Source organism: Actinocrinis sp., from assembly GCF_035946395.1.
Taxonomy (GTDB): Bacteria; Actinomycetota; Actinomycetes; order Streptomycetales; family Catenulisporaceae; genus Actinocrinis.
Window position 1 is genome coordinate 1 of record NZ_DASYZI010000119.1, and the last position, 20,011, is coordinate 20,011.

The window sequence follows — 20,011 nt, forward strand, 5'->3', positions numbered from 1 at the left end:
GCGAACCGGTACGCGGTGCTCTACCGGATCCACGACGCCAAGCGTCCGCAGACCCGCGCCGACCGGATCGCCAAGTTCGTCGCGATGCTCGAACGTGGCGAGACCCTGCATTGAGTGCATTGAGTGCACTGAAGATCTTGCACCGACCGCCCGGTCCGCTCCGGTTCGCCAGTGAACATCGATCGAGGCAAACCGGCATGAGCCGGGCGCGCTTCCAAGGTCTTCATCGGGCTTCCAGGCCACTTCTCGCCCACGGCTTTCCGGCCACAGCCCAACGCGCCGACAGCTATGGCTCAACCCGGAGCGCCGTCAGGCACGGCTCGGGTACAGCTCAGCCCAGGCAGGACGGGCCGAGCAGGGCCTTGAGGTCGCCCATCAGCGCCGGGGACGGCGTCACCCGCAGGTGGTCGCCGACCTTGAGCACCGTCGTCGAGGTCCGGCCGCGCATCCGTACCCTGACCTCGGTCATCCCCGGATGGCTGGCCAGCACCTCGCGCAGCCGGGGCGCCGACTGCGGAGTGATCTTCGCGTCGTGCACGTGCAGGATCAGCGGCGCGTTGGCCTCGGCCTGCGCCAGGTCCGGCACGGTCAGTTCGAGCGCCATCAGCCGCGGCACGTCCTCGCGCCGCTCCACCTTGCCCTTGACCAGCACCACCGCGTCCTCGGACAGCGCGGTCGCGTAGAGCTGGTAGCTGTTCGGGAAGAACATCACGTCGATCGAGCCCTCCAGATCCTCGATCGTCGCGATGGCCCACTGGTTGCCCTGCTTGGTCATCTTGCGTTGCAGGCCGCTGATGATCCCGCCGATGGTCGCGGTCGCGCCGTCCGGGTACATCTGCGCCTCGGCGTTGAGGGTGGCGATCGACGCGTCGGACTTCGAGGCCAGCAGGTGTTCGAGCCCGGAGAGCGGATGGTCGGAGACGTACAGGCCGAGCATCTCCCGCTCGAAGCCGAGCAGGATGCCCTTGTCCCACTCGGTGGCGGAGAAGTCCAGCTCCAGGCCGGGCGCGGCGCTCGACTCCTCCTCGCCGAGCAGCGCGCCGAACAGCGAGTCCTGCCCGATCGCCTCCTGCTTCTTGACCTCGACCACGCTGTCCACCGCGCGCTCGTGCTGCTCCAGCAGGCCGCGGCGGGTGTGGCCGAGCGAGTCGAAGGCCCCGGCCTTGATCAGCGACTCGATGGTGCGCTTGTTGCAGACGACCGCGTCCACCTTGTTGAGGAAGTCCTGGAACGAGGTGAACCGCCCCTTGCCGCGGCGCGAGGCCCGGACCGACTCGACCACGTTCACGCCGACGTTGCGGATCGCGGACAGCCCGAAGCGGATCTCGCTGCCGCGCGGGGTGAAGTCGGAGTCCGACTCGTTCACGTCCGGCGGCAGCACCTTGATGCCCATCCGCCGGCACTCGCCGAGGTAGACCGCGGACTTGTCCTTGTCGTCCTTGACGCTGCTGAGCAGCGCGGCCATGTACTCGGCCGGGTAGTTGGCCTTCAGGAACGCGGTCCAGTACGCGACGAGGCCGTAGCCGGCCGAGTGCGCCTTGTTGAAGGCGTAGTCGGCGAACGGGACCAGGATGTCCCAGATGGTCTTGACCGCCTCGTTGGAGTAGCCGTTCGCCTTCATGCCCTCGGAGAAGGGCACGAACTCCTTGTCCAGGACCTCTTTCTTCTTCTTGCCCATGGCCCGGCGCAGCAGGTCGGCCTTGCCGAGCGAGTACCCGGCCAGCACCTGCGCGGCGGCCATGACCTGCTCCTGATAGATGATCAGGCCGTAGCTGACGTCGAGGACCTCCTTGAGCGGCTCGGCCAGCTCCGGGTGGATCGGGGTGATCGGCTGGCGGCCGTTCTTGCGCTCGGCGTAGTTGATGTGCGAGTTGGCGCCCATCGGGCCGGGGCGGTACAGCGCGATGACGGCGGAGACGTCCTCGAAGTTGTCCGGGCGCATCTGGCGCAGCAGCGAGCGCAGCGGGCCGCCGTCGAGCTGGAACACGCCGAGCGTGTCGCCGTGGCTCATCAGCTCGTAGGTGGGCTTGTCGTCCAGCGGGATCCTCAGCAGGTCGACCTTGGTGCCGGTGGACTGCTCGATGTTGCGTACCGCGTCGTCGAGGATGGTCAGGTTGCGCAGCCCGAGGAAGTCCATCTTGATCAGGCCGAGCGATTCGCAGGTCGGATAGTCGAACTGCGTGATGATCACACCGTCGGCCGGTCGCATCATCACCGGCACATAGTCGGTGATCGGCTCGGCAGAGATGATCACACCGGCCGCGTGCACGCCGGGCTGGCGGATCAGCCCCTCGATGCCCTTCGCCGTGTCGACGACCTTGCGCACGTCGACGTCGCCCTCGTAGAGCGCGCGGAACTCGCCGGCCTCGTTGTAGCGCTTGTGTTCGGGGTCGAAGATGCCGGACAGCGGGATGTCCTTGCCCATCACCGCCGGGGGCATCGCCTTGGTGATCCGGTCGCCCATCGCGAAGGGGTAGCCGAGGACCCGCGAGGAGTCCTTCACGGCCGCCTTGGCCTTGATCGTGCCGAAGGTGGCGATCTGGGCGACCTTGTCCTCGCCGTACTTCTCGGTGACGTAGCGGATCACGTCGGCGCGGCGGCGGTCGTCGAAGTCGACGTCGATGTCGGGCATCGAGACGCGGTCGGGGTTGAGGAAGCGCTCGAACAGCAGGTTGTACGGGATCGGGTCGAGGTCGGTGATGCCGAGCGCGTAGGCTACCAGCGAGCCGGCCGCCGAGCCGCGGCCGGGGCCGACCGGGATGCCGTCGTCCTTGGCCCAGTTGATGAAGTCCGCGACCACGATGAAGTAGCTGGGGAACCCCATCTGGATGATGATGCCGAGCTCGTACTCCAGCCGCTGCCGGTAGGCCTCGGGGTCCGGGTAGCCGCCGGGGAAGCGCCGGTCCATGCCGTCGTAGGCGAGCTTGCGGAACCACTCGTCCTCAGCCATCCCGCCCGGCGCGGGCAGCCTCGGCATCAGGTTCTTGAACTCGAACATGCCCGCGGTGTCGACCTTCTCGGCGATCAGCAGGGTGTTGCGGCACCCCTCCAGCCACACGTCGCCGGACTCGACCGCGCGCATCTCGTCCGCGCTCTTGAGGTAGTAGCCGTCGCCGCCGAAGCGGAACCGGTTCGGGTCGTCGATGTTGGCGGCGGTCTGGATGCACAGCAGCACGTCGTGCGAGACCGACTCTTCACGGTAGGTGTAGTGAGAGTCGTTGGTGACCACCGGCGGGATGTTCAGCTCGCGGCCGATGCGCAGCAGGTCCTCGCGCACCCGGGTCTCGATGTCCAGGCCGTGCGACATCAGCTCCAGGTAGTAGTTGTCCCTGCCGAAGATCTCCTGGTAAGTCGCGGCGGCCTCGACCGCCTTGTCGTACTGGCCGAGCCGCAGCCGGGTCTGCACCTCGCCGGAGGGGCAGCCGGTGGTGGCCATCAGCCCCTCGTGGTGCTCGGCCAGGATCTCGCGGTCCATCCGCGGCCACTTGCGGTGGAAGCCCTCGGTGTACGAACGGGAGGACAGCTTGACCAGATTCGCCAGGCCGCGCGCGTTCGCCGACCAGATGGTCATGTGCGTGTAGGAGCCGGAACCTGACACGTCATCGGACTTCTGGCTGGGCTGGCCCCAGTAGATCTGCTTGGTGGTCTGCCGGGCCTCCGGGGCAACGTACGCCTCAATGCCGATGATCGGCTTCACCCCGGCGCCGACGGCCTGTCGGAAGAAGTCGTTCGCCCCGTGCAGGTTGCCGTGGTCGGTCATCGCGACGGCGGGCATCCCGAGCTCGGCGGCCCGTTTGAACATGTCCTTCAGCCGCGCGGCCCCGTCGAGCATCGAGTACTCGGTGTGAACGTGCAGGTGAACGAACTGATCTGCACTCACGCCACAGCCTCCGATGCCCGACCAGGAACTCTCCAGGAACTACGAGATACGGGCAACGCTATCGCGAGCGACCGACACGACTGCACCACACGGCGCTGCACGACGTACGAGCTTGCGGTAGACCTTGCCAACGTTGAACTCAGCGGTTTTCACGCCGGCTTGGAGCCCGTCGGCCACCTGCTGGTTGGTCAGTCCCGCCGCGACCAACCGCGCCACGCGGGACGACGCCGTCGCGACGTCACACGAGCGGCGGCCGGTCTCACCGCGCCGAGCAAGACCGGCCATTTCGCGCGTCCCGCGCGAGAACGAAGCTATCAGCCGAGCATCGCCGCCATACAGGGCGGGGTCCGCATCGAAGCAGGGTACTGCCGTTGCTCCGCTACCGGGTGTGGGACTGGATGAAGGCGTTGACCTTGGCCAGCAGCGTGCCGAGCAGGTCGAAGCCGTGCAGGTCGGTTCCGGGCACGATGTCGAGGACCTTGTCCTTCTCCAGCGTGGCGTTGTAGAGGTTCGTTTCCGCCGCCGCGAATCCCGTGTCGCCCGCGCCCGCCGAGTAGAAGACCGGGACGGCGAGCTTGGCCGCGGCGGCCGACGCGTCGAGCGGGTAGTACGACTCCGGGCCCGAGACGCTGATCACGGCCTGCACCGGCGGTTGCAGTTCGGCGGCCGTCTGGAGCACCGTCGTGCCGCCCATCGAGGCGCCGAGCAGGACGATCCGCGTCGCGCCGTGCGCCCGCAGGTACGCGACTGCGCCCTCGGTCTCGGTGACCTGGTTGGTGTCGTCGAGCGTCGGGGCGATCGCCCGGTATCCCTCCGCGGCGAACTGGTCCGCCCAGCCCATGCTGTCGCACAGGGTTTGGCCGGACTCGTGATCCACCACGATGCCCACCGTGGCCGAGCCGACCGAGCTGGCCGAGCCGGGGGACGCGGTCGCGGGGGCCGGGCTGCGTACGTATGCTTCCACGGTCTCGTTTCCGTCGGCCCTGCGGAAGTGCACGATCCGCTTCGCCAGCGCGTTGCCGGAGTAAATGCACGCCGCGGTGATCGAGGGTGAGGGTGATGCCGACGTGGCGGCCGCGGTCGGCGACTGCGCGCCGGAACAACCGGCCAGCCCCGACAGGACGGCGGCGGCCGACAGCACGCCGGCCGACCGCGAAGTTCTGGTATTGATGGCTCGTGCCATGTTTCGCTCCCGTTGGACCGTGGACATGGCGCGACCCGCACTCTCGCGCTCTGTGTCAGTGTGGTTGAGCAGGCGAAGCCAGGCACGGGAAGGCTACACAATGCCGCAGTACGAAGGCGGAAGGACCGGAAAGGCCACGGCGGCCGCCGAAGTCGTGAACACGGCGCAGTCTGAGGCATGGAACGGGGAGACCGGGCGGCACTGGGTGGAGTTCCGGGATCGGCGCGAGGCCCAGTTGCGCAACTTCTCCCCGCACTTGTTCGCCGCCGCGGACATCTCGGCCGGCGAGCGCGTCCTGGACGTCGGCTGCGGTTGCGGCGGCACGACACTGCAAGCCGCGCGGCGGGCCGCCGACGGAAAAGTGCTCGGGGTGGACCTGTCCGCGCCGATGCTGGCCGAGGCCCGCGGACAGGCAGCGGCCGAAGGCATCGGCAACGTCGTGTTCGAGCAGGCCGACGCGCAGGTCCACCCGTTCGCGCCCGGCGGTTTCGACGTGATGCTCAGCCGGTTCGGCGTGATGTTCTTCGCCGACCCGCACGCGGCCTTCGCCAACATCGCGAACGCCCTGCACCCCGGCGGACGATTGGCGTTCCTGTGCTGGCAGGCGGCGGACGCCAACGAGTACTTCACCCTTCCGCGCCGCGCGATCTCCCCGCACCTCGCGTTGCCGGACCGCAGCGGAGCACCCGGCGAACCGGGCCCGTACTCCCTGGCCGACCCCGCCGACGTTCGCAGCTTGCTGACCGGCGCCGGTTTCGTTGCGATCGGGATCACCGCCGTGGCCGAGCCCACGTGGATCGGCGCCGACGTCGAGGACGCCGTCAAGTACCAGCTGAGCACCCCGACGAACCGCGCCGCCTTTGGCGCAGCCGACCAGCATGCGCGCGACGTGGCAGCGGCAGCACTGCACGACGCCCTGCTCCCGCACGCGACGCCGCGCGGCGTCGAGCTGGGTACCGCCGCATGGCTGGTCACTGCGCGCAAGCCGCAGTCATAACGGTCAGCACAGCGGACCGGCGGCGGCCTGCCCGACGGCCGGAGAAGATCACGGCCGGGCCCCCACAGGCCGTCCGTAACACGCCCGGCGCCCGGGACGCCTGTCTCCTCGTGCTATTTCGATTGGCTACGAAAGTAGATGATGACCGTACGTTTCCAGCCGGGCACGGCCGGCTGCCGCGTGCTGGACGCGCGGAGGCGCTGTGTCGGGTGGTGACGACGAAGTGAGGGTGGTGGCACCGGACGGCCTGATCGCCGAGCGGTACCGGCTGCTCGGCCCGCTCGGCTCGGGGGCGAGCGCGACCGTGTGGGCGGCGGTGGACGAGACGCTGGGCAGGCAGGTGGCGCTCAAGGTCCTGTCCGGTCCGACGGCTGCCGACGAGGGCGAACGCGGCCAGTTGCGCCGGGAGGCGCGGGCGCTGGCCGCCTTGGCGCATCCGCACATCATCGTCGTGTTCGACCTCCTGGAGACGCCGGGCCTCGACGGAGCGGTGCAGCCGGTGCTGGTCACGGAACTGCTCGACGGCCGGAGCCTGGCCGCGCGGCTGGCCGAGGGGCCGCTGCCGTGGCAGGAGACGCTGTCGCTGTGCGGACAGCTCGCCGACGCGCTGGCGGCAGCGCACCGGGCCGGGATCACTCACCGGGATGTGACGCCCGCCAACATGATGCTCACCGACTCCGGGGTCAAGCTGCTGGACTTCGGAATCGCGCAAGCGACTGCGGAGGACGGCACGGTCGAGGGCGCGACCGTCGGAACTCCGGTGTGCATGGCGCCCGAGCAGCTGACCGGACACAGCGCGCTGCCGGCTTCGGACATGTACGCGTTCGGCTGCGTGCTCCACTGGTGTTTGACCGGTCAGCCGCCATACCGGGACCGAGACATCACCTGGCTCAGCCACGCGCACCTGCACGGCGCGCCGCCTCCGCTCGTGATCGCCGGGCTGCCGCAAGGCATCAGCGAGCTCTACCTCGCCTGCATGTCCAAGGACCCTACTCGGCGGCCCACGGCCGAGCAGGCCGTGCAAACGCTCGCGCTGTACGGCTCGGTGCCCGCTGCGGACAAGGCACGGGACGTGAATGCCACGCAGGTTCTGCCGTTGTACGGCACAGCGGACGCGGCCGACGCCACCACCGCTGCTACTGCGGGCCTCGGCATTCTCGGCATCGGTGCTGCGGAAGCTGGCACCGGGGGGACTGGCAGCGGCGGGACCGGGGAAGGTGACGCGGCGGACAACGCCACCGTCACGCCCCGCGTCGCGCGGCGGCACGCCGGGCCGAGCGCCGGAGTCGACCGGCGCAGGTTGGCCCCCGTCGGGCTGCTGGTGGCGGCGCTTCTCGTCATCGGGCTGCTGATGCTGGGGCTGGTACACACGATCACCGGCGGTGGAGCGCCCGCCGATCAATCGGCAAGCGGCGGTTCGGCAGCGGCCACTGCCGGTGCGTCCCCGACGTCCACCGTGGTTAGCGTGTCCCTGCCGAGCGGTTCCGCGGGCGCATCCTCGTCCGCGCAGCCGTCCGCGTCAGCGAGCCGGACCTCGTCCGCTCTCTCCGTGTCACCGCTGCCCGGCCCCGGGGGCGACCCGCTCGGCTACCTCCGGGCGCTCTCCGGCCAGATCCAGACCCTGGCCGCGCAGGGCCCCGGGACGCTGTCGGCGAACGCCGGGCAGAACCTGAGCAATTCGGTCGGGGGCCTTCAGAGCGCCGTGTCCTCGGCGCAGCAGAACGGCGGGCGGAAGCAGTGGCGCAACGTCAGCGGCATGATCGGCGGCGTGCAGCGGCAGGTCTCCGGCTACGCGTCCGCCGGGCAGATGTCCTCGGCCGCCGCGAATCTGCTGTCCGGAGAATTGCAGCGGCTGGCCGGAAGCCTGCCTGCCAATGGCGATTGACCACGCGGACCCGACCGAGTGCGCGGACACGGCGCGCCCGCGCACGCTGACCGCCGTGCGCCCGCGCCGGCCGCTGTCCTTCGCGTTCAGCGCATTCGGCGCGGATTCGCCGCGTGACGCGCAAGATCGCCCGCTTCCGCCGGCGAAAGAACCCGGACGTGGCGCGACAACGCTGACGTCTGAGTATCGTGTGTGGCCGGATCAGCGCGGCGGCGGTCGCCGCGTCCGCACGGGAGACCCGGGCGCCGAGAGCGAGGACAAAGGCGTGGACGCCGCCGGCTTGGACGACGCGCTGAACGCGGCGCGGCGGGGCGAGGAGCGCGGGTTCACGGACCTGTGGATCTTCCTCAATCCGCTGATATTGCGCTACCTGCGGGTCGTGGTCGGCCAGGCGGCCGAGGACGTCGCGTCGGAGACCTGGTTGCAGGCCGCTCGCGACGTGCGCGGGTTCCGGGGCGACGGCGCCGGGTTCCGGGTGTGGCTGTTCCGGGTGGCGCGCAACCGGGGGCTGGACGAGTTGCGGCGTTCGGGGCGCCGGCTGGAGGATCCGGTGGGCCTGCCGGGCGATTCGCCGCAGGCGCCGCGCGCGGGGTCCGCCGCGGACGACACCGCCGCCGAGGCCGTGGAGCGGCTGTCCACCGAGCGCGCACTGGAGTTGATCGCGCGGCTGCCGAAGAACCAGGCCGAAGCGGTCATGCTGCGCGTGATCATCGGCCTGGACGCGAAGCAGAGCGCGAACGTGCTCGGCAAGCGGGCTGGAGCGGTACGGATCGCCGCGATGCGCGGCCTGCGCAATCTCTCGGTTTTCCTGGCCGACGGGACGCCGCAGCCGGCTCGGCAGGACGCGCGCGAGTCAAGACAGGTCACGCGTGAACTCGGCGTCGAGCTCGAAAGCGCCGGGCCCCGAGGCCGCCGAATCGACGAGGTGACCTCGTGAGCGGCGCCGCGTTCCCGAACGGCACGCCGGACGACGGCCGGTCGCCGCGCCGCGCCGCGGCCCGGCGGACTGGGCCGCGGCGAATCGGGTGGCGCGCAGCGGGTCGCATCCTGAGCGGCCAGGATGGCGGGCGCGGCACGGAGGATCTGCGCACGCTGATCATGATCGCGTCAGAGCCCGTGCCCGCGCCGACCGGCCACGCCGGTACCGGGCATGCTCAGCCCGTGCTCCCGCACGGATTGCTCGCGGCGTTTCACGAAACCGCCGCAACCTCAGCGGTGGGTGCTGGAAGGCCCGTTCGCCGACGCTCCACGGCACGCGTGCTCGTCGTACGGTTCGCCGCGTCGATTCTCGTGGTCTGCGGCGTCGGCGTCGCCGCCGCGAGCGTGGGTGTGCTTCCGGCCGGAATGCAAAGGATTGCGCACGACTACCTCGGCGTCGGCGCAGCTCCTTCGTCGTCCACCGGCCACCCGTCGCCGAACGCTGCGACGAGCGGCACGCCGACCGGCGGCACGGCGACGACACCGCTCACGACAGGTGCGGTGCCCACGAGCGCGATGGCCGCGTTGTGCCGGCAGATCTCCCAAACCGGCTCCGACTGGCGTGGCGACCTCAGCGCCGCGGATCAGACGACGCTGATCACAGCCGCAGGCGACGAGCACAAGGTCAAGGCGTACTGCGCACGACTGCTCGAAACTCTGGGCAACGACGTGAAGGCAACACCGTCCCCTGAGACCAGCCCGCCGTCCTCGATACCCAGCGTCAAGCCGACGCAGACGCGCGGTAACCCACACGTCTCCCGCTCACCGACGCCGCGCAGCACCAATCACTGATCGCTGTCAACCGACACGCGCGGGCTGCCGAACGCACGTTCAGGCCAGCGTGGCAGAAGTAACAGCGCCCCGTGTAACACGGCGACCGCGCCAAGCGCCTCTCTCCCGCGAGACGCGCGCGGATTCGTCCCCCCCGGCATCCGCTATCGCATCTCCACAAGGGCCTGCGGCGCCGCGACCCCCCATCCCCTGGGCGCCGCAGGCCCGTCTCGGTGACATCGACAGCGAGGACCGGTGACAGAGGCGTGAACTACGACACGCACAGGACAGGCGTGGCTCCCATGCCTGCCTCCGCACCGGCGACCGCTCCCCCGCCCGGCTCCGAGCCCGATGTCGCGGATGTCGTGCCCGCACCGGTCTTCGTCGACGCGACCGGTCGGCGACGGCGCGCGATCCGTACCACCGCCTTCGCCTTCATCGCGCTCGTCGGCGCCTACGGGGTCGCGGTGGCCCTGAGCTTCCTCGGCGGCCCCGTGCCGCCGAACGCGCTGCTCCCGATTCCCGGCCCGCCGAGCGCCGCCAGCGGCTCGAACTCCACCGGCAAGCCGGACGCGTCGACGCCGCACACCGTCGCCGCGCACGCGGGATCCGGCACGCCCACTGGCACGGCACCCGTCTCCGGCCTCACGAACTCCCCGGGTTCGTCCCAGGCCGCCTCGCCGTCGCCCTCGCCGAGCGGCGACCGCCGCGTGCCGCCCGGCAAGGTCGGGAAAAGCGCCTCACCGGGCCCGAGCAGCGGGCACGGCCACTGATGGCCGGCAGACGGCGCGCCGCACGGGCCGTACCGCCGCGCGCGCACTGGCTGCTGGTCGCGTTCTCGCTGATCTCGTTGTTCGGCATGCTGCTGATCTACGGGCTCGTGCACCACGAGGTCGGCGGAGAAGGCTCCAGCGGCCCGCACATCCCCGTCTCGTCCGACCAGGTCCCCGCCGCGATCGCGCAGGGCGGCCCGGTGATCGACACCCGCGGCGGCGCGCAACGTTCCTACCCCGCCCTTCCCGGCCATATCGCGCTGTCCTTCGACGACGGCCCGGACCCGCAGTGGACGCCGCAGGTCCTCGCCGTGCTGGCGAAGTACCACGTGCCGGCGACCTTCTTCCTGGTCGGCGGCCGCGTCGCGCAAAACCCGCAGCTGGCCCGCGCCGAGGTGGCGGCGGGCAACCAGGTCGGCATCCACACCTTCACCCACGACGATCTGGCCATGGCGAGCGAGTGGCGGCGCAGCTTCGAGTTCTCGCAGACCCAGTCCGTGATCGACGCGGCCACCGGCGTGTCCACGGCGCTGCTGCGCCCGCCGTACTCCTCCGAACCCGACTCGCTCGACAACGCCGACTGGGCCGCGCTGCGGGACGCGGGCGCGCACGGGTACCTCGTCGTGCTCACCAACCGGGACAGCGAGGACTGGATGCGCCCCGGCGTCGCGCGGATCGTCGCGAACGTGCTGCCGGCGCAAGGAACCCCGGGGCTGCTGGTGATGATGCACGACGCGGGCGGCGACCGCTCGCAGACCGTCGCCGCGCTCGACCGGCTCATTCCGCTGCTCAAGGCGCGCGGCTACACGTTCACCACCGTCAGCGGGCTCATCGGCGCGCCTTCCCCGCAGACACCGGCCGTGTCCAGCCAGCAGTGGCGCGGACGAGTCCTGATCCTGGCCGTGCAGAGTTCCGATTTCACGGTCACCGCCCTCGGCTGGATCATCCTGGTGGCCGGCGTGCTCAGCATCCTGCGACTGCTCCTGCTGCTCGGCACGGCGCGCCGGCACGCCCGCCGCAGGCGCGGGCCGTGGGGCCCGCCGGTATGGGAGCCGGTGTCCGTGATCGTCCCCGCCTACAACGAGGAGGCCGGGATCGAGGCCACGCTGATCTCCTTGCTCGACAACGAGCACCCCATGGAGATCATCGTGGTCGACGACGGCTCGACGGACGGCACCTCCGCGATCGTGCGGCGTTTCGCGAACGACGGCGTCCGGCTGATCCGGCAGCCCAACGCGGGCAAGCCGGCCGCCCTGAACAACGGGATGGCGAACGCCCGCGGCCGCATCATGGTGTTGCTGGACGGCGACACGGTCTTCGCCCCGGACGCGATCCACCAGCTGGTTCAGCCGTTCTCGGATCCCGGGATCGGCGCGGTCTCCGGCAACGCGAAGGTGGCCAACCGCACCGGGCTGCTCGGCCGCTGGCAGCACATCGAGTACGTGGTCGGATTCAACCTCGACCGCCGGTTCTACGACCTGGCCGGATGCATGCCGACGGTGCCCGGCGCGATCGGGGCGTTCCGCCGCGAGGCGCTGGCGGACGTCGGCGGTCTGAGCGACTCGACGCTCGCCGAGGACACCGATCTGACCATGGCGATCATCCGCGCGGGCTGGCGCGTGGTCTACGCGCAGGACGCCATCGCGTGGACCGAGGCCCCGGCGAGCCTCGGGCAGCTGTGGAAGCAGCGCTACCGCTGGTCCTACGGCACGATGCAGGCGATGTGGAAGCACCGCCGCAGCGTGTTCGACGGCGGCGGCTCCGGGCGGCTCGGCCGCCGCGGCCTGCCCTACCTGGTGTTGTTCCAGATCCTGCTGCCGCTGCTCGCCCCGCTGGTCGACGTGTTCGCCGTCTACGGGCTCATCTTCGGCGACGTGGTGAAGATGACCGAGGTCTGGCTCGGCTTCCTCGCGGTGCAGACCGCCGCGGGCTGGTACGCCTTCACCCTCGACCGCGAACGGCACCGAGTGCTGTGGAGCCTGCCGCTGCAACAGTTCGTCTACCGGCAGCTGATGTATCTGGTGCTGATTCAGTCCGCGGTCACGGCGGTCATCGGGACGCGGCTGCGCTGGCAGCGCATGGACCGCCAAGGCGTGGCGCGGGCACTCGGCGGCGACCGAGTCGGCGGGCTGGAATAGAGCTCGTGCCCTGCGCTCACCAGCGGCGCGGTGAGCGCAGGGCACGTATGTTCTCGTATGTCCTGACCCGCTGTCGCTCGTTACTGCTGGCGCAGCGCGGGCATCGGAATCGGCACGCTGAGCGCGGTGGATCCAACGCCGACGCCGCCCAGGCAGGTGTTCGGCGGATCGGTGTTCACGCCGCGGGTCGACGAGACGTCCGCGGCCCAGAACATGTAGCCGAGCATTCCGGCCGTGGTGCCGGCACCGGCCGGGGCGACGGACTCGACCCAGGAGCTGGAGGCGTTCTGCACCGACGAGGCGAAGTTCGTGCACTCGGGACGCACCGTGTTGCCCTCGGAGATGAACAGCGAGCCGGTGAACTTGGCCGGGGCGAGCGGCGGGATCGGCGGCGAGTAGGTCGGCTTGCCGTCCACGTGCTCCAGCCAGTTGGACTCGGCGCTGCTCGCCGAGGGCTGCTTCGAGGGCACCATCGCGTTGGCGTAGTCGAGCACCGGGCTGCTCGTCTTCAGCCAGTTCGCGGTGGCGTACTGATCCAGGCCGACCAGCCAGCGGTCGCCGGCGGCCACGTCGATCGTCAGCCGGGCGGTCGGGTCGGCGCCGGTCGCATCATAGGGGTGCGCCGCGCGATAGGCCGTGACGAAGGCTTGCAGGCCCGTGAGATTCGGGCTGTTTCCGTTCTCGTAGTCGATCTCGATGCCGACGCCCAGCTGCGTGGCCAGCGCGGCGGCCTTCTGCCCGAGCAGGGTCCCGTTCTGCGCGAGCGCGGTGTCCCAGTCGTTGGTGTAGGTGATGCCGCCGATGGAGAGCATGACCCGGATGCCGTGGCTGGTGAAGTAGTTCACGATGGTGGAGGTCATGCCGACCGGGACGCCGTTGGCGTCGCCGCTGTCGTTGGTCCCGTTCAGCAGCCGCAGCGGGTTCACGAAGCTCAGCACGACCAGGTTCACCGACGGCTTGCCGTCGCCGCGGTCGATCAGCCAGTGGTTGTTGGCGTCGAAGTCGGCGATCGTGCGCACGCTGCCCCACAGGCAGGCGTCGTTGCTACAGTGCCAGGCGCCGTAGATCTGAATCGGTGTCCCGGTGGCCGCCGCGGCGCGCGGCGCGGCGGCGGCACTGCCGGGTGCTGCCACCGCGGGCAGCGCGACGGCAGCGGCACCAAGCAGCAGAGCGGCCGCGGACAGGTTGAACCTGCGCGTCAGCATGCGCATGTAAGCCTCCAGTCACGTGGGTATAGACCAATCTCGCACACACCATGCGACTGGTTTAGACCTTTGTCAATCAGCTCCCGGCCATGGCTCGATGGCGGACGCCGGGCGTGCCGGTCCGAGTGAAACCGGCACGCCCCGGATTCGCAGGCCGAGCCGGTGTCAGAGGTTGAACGCCGACGTCATCGTCGGGGCGGACGCGGCCTGGCCGAGGAACGGCAGGCCGAGCAACTGCTCGGCGGTGGCCAGCAGCGAGTAGTGGTTGAACAGCGTCCCGGACTTGGTGCCGGCCGGCGTGCTCGGGCTGATCACGATCGTGGCGACGTGGCAGCTCTGGTCGGTCGTGTTGGAAGCACAGCTCTCGCCGGTCGAGCCGCCGGAGCCCTCGTCCCAGGTGATGAAGACCGCGGTACCGCCGCTGGTGTACTCGGAGCTGTTCAGGATCGTCGGCAGGTTGCTCGACAGCCAGCTGTCGCCCTGCGCGACGGTGCCGTCGTGCATGTCGTCGATCAGGTTGGGCGTCACGAACGAGAAAGCCGGCAGGGTGCCTCCGGACAGGTCTGCGGCGAGCGTGCTGTAAGGCACGTCGAACGTGGAGCAGCCGCTGAGGGTCGTGAAGTAGGGCGGCGGGTTGTGCCGCACCGCGTACTCGCCCGAGTTCGACTTGTCACAGTTCGAGGGCATCGACTCCTCGTAACTCTTCCAGCTCTCGCCCTGGCCGAAGACACTGGCCGTCGAGGTGCTGCAACGCTTTGACGGGCTACAGTCGCTGTCGAAGGTCGACAACGAGCCGACCGCGAGCCCCGAGGTGGCGCCGACGTAGTTCGGCAGGCTCGGGTGGGAGAGGTTGAGGTAGTCGGTGGCCAGGCCACACCCATTTGCAATGCTATTGATGTACGGTGCCTGACTGCTGCCGATGATGTCGCTGTAGCTGTGGTTTTCCATCCACACCCAGATGACGTGAGTGTAGTGCGGAGCGGTGGCAAGTGTGCCGCACGGGCCTGTGGCAGCCGCTGCGGGCTGCGCCTCGTTTGCTCCGACGAGACCGCCGAGCGACAACAGCGCGGCGGCGGCCGTGGCGAGGATCCTGCTGCGCATGTCAGGTTCTCCAGGGGTTGCTGAGAGCATGGAATACGTTCCCTGATCCGCTTGGCGCGGTCGAGTCCACGTCGCAGCCTGCTGCCACTCCCCTGGCCGCGCAAGTCCGATCGGAAAGGGTTTGCCCCGTATTCGTCTACGCTTCGGCTGCGTTCCGCACAGATGCCGCACACCGCTTCCGACCCCAGACCGACAGCCCGATCGGGTTCTGATCGAGGGTCTGGTCAAGATCGGAACCAGGCCCGGGCTATGCCAGGCCGATACCCAGGCCGAGCGCCGCCGCGGCCAGTCCGGCGACCAGGCTCCCGGCCAGATTGGCCAGCGCGACCAGGCCCGAGCCCTCCTCCATCAGCCGCACCGTCTCGTAGGCGAACGTGGAGAAGGTGGTGTAGCCGCCGCACACTCCGGTGCCGGCGATCGCGACCGTGCCCGGCGCCAGCCCGTGGTGCGTGGCCAGACCCGCGAGCAGGCCGAGCACGAACGAGCCGCTTAGGTTGATCAGCCAGGTGCCAGCCGGGAACACCCGATCGCGTCGGCGTGCGACCGCCTGGTCCACCAGGTAGCGGGCCACCGCTCCCACCGCCGCGCCGAGCCCCACGGCCGCTGCCAGCATCATGCGGCGTCCCCCACCAGCTCGCGCTCTTCGTCACGCACGCTCGCGCGGACGCGTGCCCGGTGCGCCGCGATCGCCCGGCCGACCGTCAGGCCGAGGCTGGTGGCCGCCAGTCCGGCGACCAGCGAGCCGAACAGGTCGACCGCGGCCATACCGAAGCGGCCGGCGCCTATCAGCCGGTCGGCGTCGAGCATCCAGGTCGAGAAGGTGGTCAGCGCACCGCAGAACCCGACGCCGAGCAGCGGGCGCAGGTACACCGTCGGCGGCAGGATCTCCAGCACGACCACCACGAGCAGGGCGAGAATGAACGAGCCGGCAAGGTTGACGCCGAAGGTCGCGGCCGGGAAGCCCCCGCGCGACGTGGGCACGGCGAGCCCGACCTCGTACCGGGTGATGCCGCCGACGAACCCGCCGACCGCGATCGCCGCGAGTATGCGCAGGTGACGGCCACGGTCACGGTCGCCGCCCCGGTTCACGCCGGTGCTCCGGCCCGCGCCATCGCGGGATATACCGTGCCCGCTGCCGCCCGCCGATTCGATTCCGGTGTCCGGATCGATCGGCAGTTCATGATCGCCGTCGATCGCGGCCTCAGGACCGGTGTCTGGAGTCATCCGGGTACACCTCGCCTACTCGCGATAGACCTTCGTTCGAGTAGGGACCGTTGGCCGCAGGTGCTGGTCACGGCGGTTGACGGCGGGCCCCTCCGCCGGAAGGCCCGATTATATCGGATCATCCCGAATCGATGCCCGCCCGACCTTCGCCGCCCGGCCTTCGCCACGCAGCATCGCCGCAGGGCAGTGTCCCGAGTCTGCCGTCGCGCGCGGAAGCAGGAAAACGACCGCGATGGGCCGCGAAACGCCGGAAGGCTGGCTACGCGTTCCGGTGGGACCGGCCGCCGCGCACTGGACTGCCCGGGCCGACACGGCGCTCGTGCTGTTCGTCATCCACAACGTGACGTCGGCCACCACGCTGCTCGACCTACTGCCGCTCTTCGACGGTGACCTGCGCATCCAGTGCCTGACCACGTGCACCGGCTCGTCGCCGTACCAGGCAGGCGTACCGGAACTCCTTGCCGACTTGGGCCTGCCGGTCCTGCCATGGGAGCAGGCGAAGGCGACACCGGTGCATCACGGCACGGGAGAGCACGAGGATTCGGCGGCGGAACGGTCCCGGTCAGCTCTCTTCGGCGATCAGGTCGAGGGCGTGCCGCAGGTCGTCAGGGTACGGCGACTCGAATCCGACGCGCTCGCCGCTTGCCGGGTGGTCGAACGCGAGCCGCACGGCGTGCAGCCACTGCCGGGCGAGGCCGAGCCGCTTGGTCAGCACCGGGTCCGCACCGTACGTCAGATCGCCCACGCACGGATGGTGCAGCGCGGACATGTGCACCCTGATCTGGTGCGTGCGGCCGGTCTCCAGCTTGATGTCGAGCAGGGTGGCGTGCCGGAAGGCCTCGACCGTGTCGTAGTGGGTGACCGAGTCCTTGCCGTCGGCGGTGATCGCCCACTTGTAGTCGAGCTTGGGGTGCCTGCCGATCGGCGCGTCGATCGTCCCGCTCATCGGGTCGGGATGGCCCTGGACGAGCGCGTTGTAGGTCTTGTCCACCTCCCGATCGCGGAACGCCTGCTTGAGCATCGTGTAGGCGAGCTCTGACTTCGCGACCACCATCAGACCCGAGGTGCCGACGTCCAACCGGTGCACGACGCCCTGGCGTTCCGCCGCGCCGGAGGTGGAGATCCGGTAGCCCGCCGCCGCGAGGCCGCCGACCACGGTCGTGCCCAGCCAGCCGGGGCTGGGGTGCGCGGCCACGCCGACCGGCTTGTCGACGACGACGATGTGGTCGTCGTCGTGGACGATCCGCATGCCGGGCACCGGCTCCGGGAGCGTCTGCCCGAGCGGGACCGGAGGCGCCGGGAGTTCCACCTCAAGCCACGCGCCGCCGCGCACCTTGTCGGATTTGCCGACCATCGAGCCGTCGATCGCGACACAGCCGTCCGCGGCCAACTCCGCCGCCTTCGTGCGCGACAGGCCGAACATGCGCGACAGTGCCGCATCCACGCGTTCGCCGTCGAGTCCTTCAGGCACAGGCAGCGACCGGAGGCTGCCCACGGGGCCTACGGAGGTCACGAGGCGGCCCCGTCCGCACTGGACCCATTGGACGCACGATGCGCGGCGCGCTCGTCCGTGCCGTCGGGGTGCAGGCCGCGGAAAGCGAGCAGCACCATCAGCGTCCCGCCGACGACGATGGCCGAGTCGGCGAGGTTGAAGATGGGCCAGTGCGGCACGGAGATGAAGTCCACGACCCAGCCGCGGAACAGGCCGGGCGCGCGGGTCAGCCGGTCGGTCAGATTGCCGAACGCCCCGCCGAGCAGCAGGCCGAGCGCGACCGCCCACGGCAGGCTGAACAGGCTGCGCGACAGCCGGAGGATCACCACGATGACGCCGACCGCGATGGCGGTGAAGAAGACCGTGTAAGCCTCGCCGATGGAGAAGGCCGCGCCCGGATTGCGCGTGTAGTCCAGTTCAAGCACCGATCCGAGCAGCCGGATCGGCTGTCCGTAGTGCATCGTGGCGACCACGAGGGCTTTGCTGCCCATGTCCAGCGCGTAAACGGCCGCCGCCACCGCCAGCAGCACGCCGATCCGGCGCACCCGTCCCCGTCCCCGTCCCCGTCCCCGTCCCTGTCCACTGTCGGCAGTGCCGGTAGAGCGTGGAACGTTGTTCTCGACAGTCAGTGCCTGGTCGCTGAGAGCCTGGTCAGCGGCCCGGTCACTGGCCGGTCGGCGGTCGGATCCGGCCGCCGACGCGGAATCCTGCCCGTTCGCGGTATCCATACGTTCCACGCCGCGACCTTACCTGGTCGAACGGCGTGAGTCGCACGCCTACCGGCGCTCCTGCTTCTGCTTGCAGCTCACGCACAGGGTCGCGCGCGGGAAGACCTGGAGCCGCGCCTTGCCGATCGGCTCGCCGCAGCTCTCGCAGGCACCGTAGGTGCCGGCGGCGATCCGGGCCAGCGCGCGCTCGGACTGGATGAGCATCTCCCGGGCGTTCGCCGCGATGGACATCTCGTGCTCGCGCTCGAAGTTCTTCGACCCGGCGTCCGCCTGATCGTCGCCCGCGCCGTCGCTGGCGTCGCGCAGCAGGTCGGCCAGGGCCGTGTCGGCCGAGGCCACGTCGGCGCGCAGGCGGTCGACCTCGGTGCGCAGGTCCGCCACGACCTCCGCGATCTCCTGCGCGGTCCACGGGTCCTCGCCCGGACGCACCGGGAGGGTCTCCGGGGCGCCACCGCCTGCGGCCACGGCCACCGCCGTCGCAGACTCCACTGCCTCGGACGCCGGAAGCGTCTCGTTCTTCGGCTTGGCCGCCGCCCGGCCTGCGCGCGAGGCTGGCACCTTGTTCGCCGGGCCTGATGCGGCCGGGCGCTGCGCGGGCTTGGCCGCCGTCTTCTTCACAGCCTTCTTGGCGGCCGGTGCAGACGCCGTCGTCGCGGCGGACGCGGAATTGCGCGCGGTGGTGCTCACTGCTGCATCCCTCGCTCTCATGTCGGAAAGGGCCGCACCGACGGCGAAAAGGGAAGCTACCGGGCGGCTCGGGTGCGGGCGTGTGTGTGGGGTGGGGAGCGCTCCGACGCCCGTCACCCATTCCGCACAACGGGTTACGCGTGCGATTGGTGCCCGGCCGTCTCCGCCCCTAATCACGAAAGGGCAAAGAACTTTTTTCGACGGGCGCCTGCGCCGCCCGGGTGAACCGGGGCGTACCGGCCTCAACCTGCGCGGAGACTGTCCAGGCGCTGTCGGAGTCCGGGGGGTGGGTCCAGAATCTCGACTATCTTGTCCCGACTGGTGAGCCCGGAAACCAGCCGGATCTTGCGGCCCGGGACATCGAGCGCGGCGGCGAGCGCCTTGAGCGCCGCGTTGGTGGCTTTACCCTCCACCGCACGCTCCTGTACGGCCACCACCAGCGCGCCTTCCGCGCCCTGCGCATCGTCCGCTCCGTAGGTACCGCCGACGCGCGTGCGGCTCGCCCCGGGTTTGACGCGTATCGCGATGCGGATGGTCGGCGATGGAGGTAATGGAGTCGGCTGCGCTGCTGGCATGGCCGTACACTATGAGCCGCGGTCCGAAAAGGCGTGGAAGGGGAGCAGTAACGTCGTACGCAGCCGTGAGCGAGCCAGGGATGGTGTGAGCCTGGCGGCGTGCGCGATGTGAAGATCACCCCAGAGCCGCCGGAAGAACAGCGGGACGGTCTCGGCCAGTCCCCGCCCAGTAGAACCGGCCGGGCAACACAAAGAGTGGGCCCGTGGCGTGTTGTTTGTCACACGGTTGTTCGTCATATGTGAGTGTGACGCCACTGTGTCGGACATCACCGCGTGCGGACCAAGAAGGGTGGTACCGCGGGACTCCGCCAAGTGTTAGCGCACGGCGGTCGCCTCGTCCCTTCGCGAACGCTGTGTTTTGACGAACACCGTGCACGCTCGCGAGCGAGAGGGA

Annotated in this window: 17 protein-coding genes; 7 read left to right on the forward strand and 10 right to left on the reverse strand. The window is 70.0% G+C overall.

From position 1 onward, the window contains the following. Window positions 1-114 (forward strand): YdeI/OmpD-associated family protein (locus tag VGS97_RS29460; RefSeq protein ID WP_349262027.1); only part of this gene is annotated, 114 nt, incomplete at its 5' end. A 217-nt stretch (window positions 115-331) separates the two neighbouring features. On the opposite strand, the gene dnaE is transcribed toward VGS97_RS29460, so the two are convergent. Together dnaE and VGS97_RS07555 are read right to left on the reverse strand one after the other, a co-directional pair. Further along, window positions 332-3,880, reverse strand: a complete 3,549-nt coding sequence (gene dnaE, locus VGS97_RS07550) for a DNA polymerase III subunit alpha (RefSeq protein ID WP_326852531.1) — start codon at window positions 3,878-3,880, stop codon at window positions 332-334. A gap of 379 nt (window positions 3,881-4,259) precedes the next feature. After that, window positions 4,260-5,063, reverse strand: a complete 804-nt coding sequence (locus VGS97_RS07555) for a dienelactone hydrolase family protein (RefSeq protein WP_326852533.1) — start codon at window positions 5,061-5,063, stop codon at window positions 4,260-4,262. Between the two features lie 100 nt (window positions 5,064-5,163). Here VGS97_RS07555 and VGS97_RS07560 point away from each other — a divergent pair, with 100 nt between their 5' ends. From VGS97_RS07560 to VGS97_RS07585, 6 genes are all read left to right on the forward strand, one after another. Continuing rightward, window positions 5,164-6,060, forward strand: coding sequence for a class I SAM-dependent methyltransferase (locus VGS97_RS07560; protein WP_326852534.1), 897 nt, complete (start codon window positions 5,164-5,166; stop codon window positions 6,058-6,060). Window positions 6,061-6,289: 229 nt separating this feature from the next. Beyond that, complete coding sequence (locus VGS97_RS07565; RefSeq protein WP_326852535.1) at window positions 6,290-7,945, forward strand: serine/threonine-protein kinase; 1,656 nt, start codon at window positions 6,290-6,292, stop codon at window positions 7,943-7,945. Next, window positions 7,935-8,882, forward strand: coding sequence for an RNA polymerase sigma factor (locus tag VGS97_RS07570; protein ID WP_326852537.1), 948 nt, complete (start codon window positions 7,935-7,937; stop codon window positions 8,880-8,882). Before VGS97_RS07565 ends, VGS97_RS07570 begins: the two co-directional genes overlap by 11 nt. Then, window positions 8,879-9,715, forward strand: coding sequence for a hypothetical protein (locus VGS97_RS07575; protein WP_326852538.1), 837 nt, complete (start codon window positions 8,879-8,881; stop codon window positions 9,713-9,715). The genes VGS97_RS07570 and VGS97_RS07575 overlap by 4 nt, the downstream gene beginning before the upstream one ends. 281 nt (window positions 9,716-9,996) lie before the next feature. Beyond that, the gene (locus tag VGS97_RS07580) at window positions 9,997-10,467 is read left to right on the forward strand and encodes a hypothetical protein (RefSeq protein WP_326852539.1); all 471 of its coding nucleotides are present in this window, start codon (window positions 9,997-9,999) and stop codon (window positions 10,465-10,467) included. After that, window positions 10,467-12,605, forward strand: coding sequence for a bifunctional polysaccharide deacetylase/glycosyltransferase family 2 protein (locus VGS97_RS07585; RefSeq protein WP_326852540.1), 2,139 nt, complete (start codon window positions 10,467-10,469; stop codon window positions 12,603-12,605). Before VGS97_RS07580 ends, VGS97_RS07585 begins: the two co-directional genes overlap by 1 nt. Before the next feature lie 80 nt (window positions 12,606-12,685). Here the strand turns inward: VGS97_RS07585 and VGS97_RS07590 are convergent, their stop codons facing one another. From VGS97_RS07590 to VGS97_RS07625, 8 genes are all read right to left on the reverse strand, one after another. After that, window positions 12,686-13,816, reverse strand: a complete 1,131-nt coding sequence (locus tag VGS97_RS07590; protein WP_326852541.1) for a glycoside hydrolase family 18 protein — start codon at window positions 13,814-13,816, stop codon at window positions 12,686-12,688. A 159-nt stretch (window positions 13,817-13,975) separates the two neighbouring features. Then, window positions 13,976-14,911: an alkaline phosphatase family protein gene (locus tag VGS97_RS07595; RefSeq protein WP_326852542.1), complete on the reverse strand. Its 936-nt coding sequence runs from the start codon at window positions 14,909-14,911 to the stop codon at window positions 13,976-13,978. Window positions 14,912-15,158: 247 nt separating this feature from the next. Next, window positions 15,159-15,527, reverse strand: coding sequence for a fluoride efflux transporter CrcB (gene crcB / locus VGS97_RS07600; protein WP_326852543.1), 369 nt, complete (start codon window positions 15,525-15,527; stop codon window positions 15,159-15,161). Then, on the reverse strand, window positions 15,524-16,135 hold the full coding sequence (locus VGS97_RS07605) for a CrcB family protein (RefSeq protein ID WP_326852544.1): 612 nt from the start codon (window positions 16,133-16,135) through the stop codon (window positions 15,524-15,526). Before VGS97_RS07605 ends, crcB begins: the two co-directional genes overlap by 4 nt. 562 nt (window positions 16,136-16,697) lie before the next feature. Continuing rightward, the gene (locus VGS97_RS07610; protein WP_349262025.1) at window positions 16,698-17,630 is read right to left on the reverse strand and encodes an RluA family pseudouridine synthase; all 933 of its coding nucleotides are present in this window, start codon (window positions 17,628-17,630) and stop codon (window positions 16,698-16,700) included. Between the two features lie 14 nt (window positions 17,631-17,644). Then, window positions 17,645-18,172: a signal peptidase II gene (gene lspA / locus VGS97_RS07615; RefSeq protein ID WP_326852546.1), complete on the reverse strand. Its 528-nt coding sequence runs from the start codon at window positions 18,170-18,172 to the stop codon at window positions 17,645-17,647. Window positions 18,173-18,403: 231 nt separating this feature from the next. Continuing rightward, window positions 18,404-19,042 carry a TraR/DksA family transcriptional regulator gene (locus VGS97_RS07620; RefSeq protein ID WP_326852547.1) on the reverse strand — a complete coding sequence of 213 codons (639 nt, stop codon included), beginning with the start codon at window positions 19,040-19,042 and terminating at the stop codon, window positions 18,404-18,406. A gap of 242 nt (window positions 19,043-19,284) precedes the next feature. Continuing rightward, complete coding sequence (locus tag VGS97_RS07625; protein WP_414641662.1) at window positions 19,285-19,575, reverse strand: DUF167 domain-containing protein; 291 nt, start codon at window positions 19,573-19,575, stop codon at window positions 19,285-19,287. Window positions 19,576-20,011: the final 436 nt, after the last annotated feature.

What these genes read in the sequence shown, in the direction of transcription:
- VGS97_RS07595 (WP_326852542.1), bottom strand. Translation starts at nt 14,911, where the DNA reads ATGCGCAGCAGGATCCTCGCCACGGCCGCCGCCGCGCTGTTGTCGCTC.
- VGS97_RS07560 (WP_326852534.1), top strand. Translation starts at nt 5,164, where the DNA reads ATGCCGCAGTACGAAGGCGGAAGGACCGGAAAGGCCACGGCGGCCGCC.
- VGS97_RS07590 (WP_326852541.1), bottom strand. Translation starts at nt 13,816, where the DNA reads ATGCGCATGCTGACGCGCAGGTTCAACCTGTCCGCGGCCGCTCTGCTG.
- VGS97_RS07605 (WP_326852544.1), bottom strand. Translation starts at nt 16,135, where the DNA reads ATGACTCCAGACACCGGTCCTGAGGCCGCGATCGACGGCGATCATGAA.
- VGS97_RS07570 (WP_326852537.1), top strand. Translation starts at nt 7,935, where the DNA reads ATGGCGATTGACCACGCGGACCCGACCGAGTGCGCGGACACGGCGCGC.
- VGS97_RS07555 (WP_326852533.1), bottom strand. Translation starts at nt 5,063, where the DNA reads ATGGCACGAGCCATCAATACCAGAACTTCGCGGTCGGCCGGCGTGCTG.
- VGS97_RS07585 (WP_326852540.1), top strand. Translation starts at nt 10,467, where the DNA reads ATGGCCGGCAGACGGCGCGCCGCACGGGCCGTACCGCCGCGCGCGCAC.
- crcB (WP_326852543.1), bottom strand. Translation starts at nt 15,527, where the DNA reads ATGATGCTGGCAGCGGCCGTGGGGCTCGGCGCGGCGGTGGGAGCGGTG.
- VGS97_RS07580 (WP_326852539.1), top strand. Translation starts at nt 9,997, where the DNA reads ATGCCTGCCTCCGCACCGGCGACCGCTCCCCCGCCCGGCTCCGAGCCC.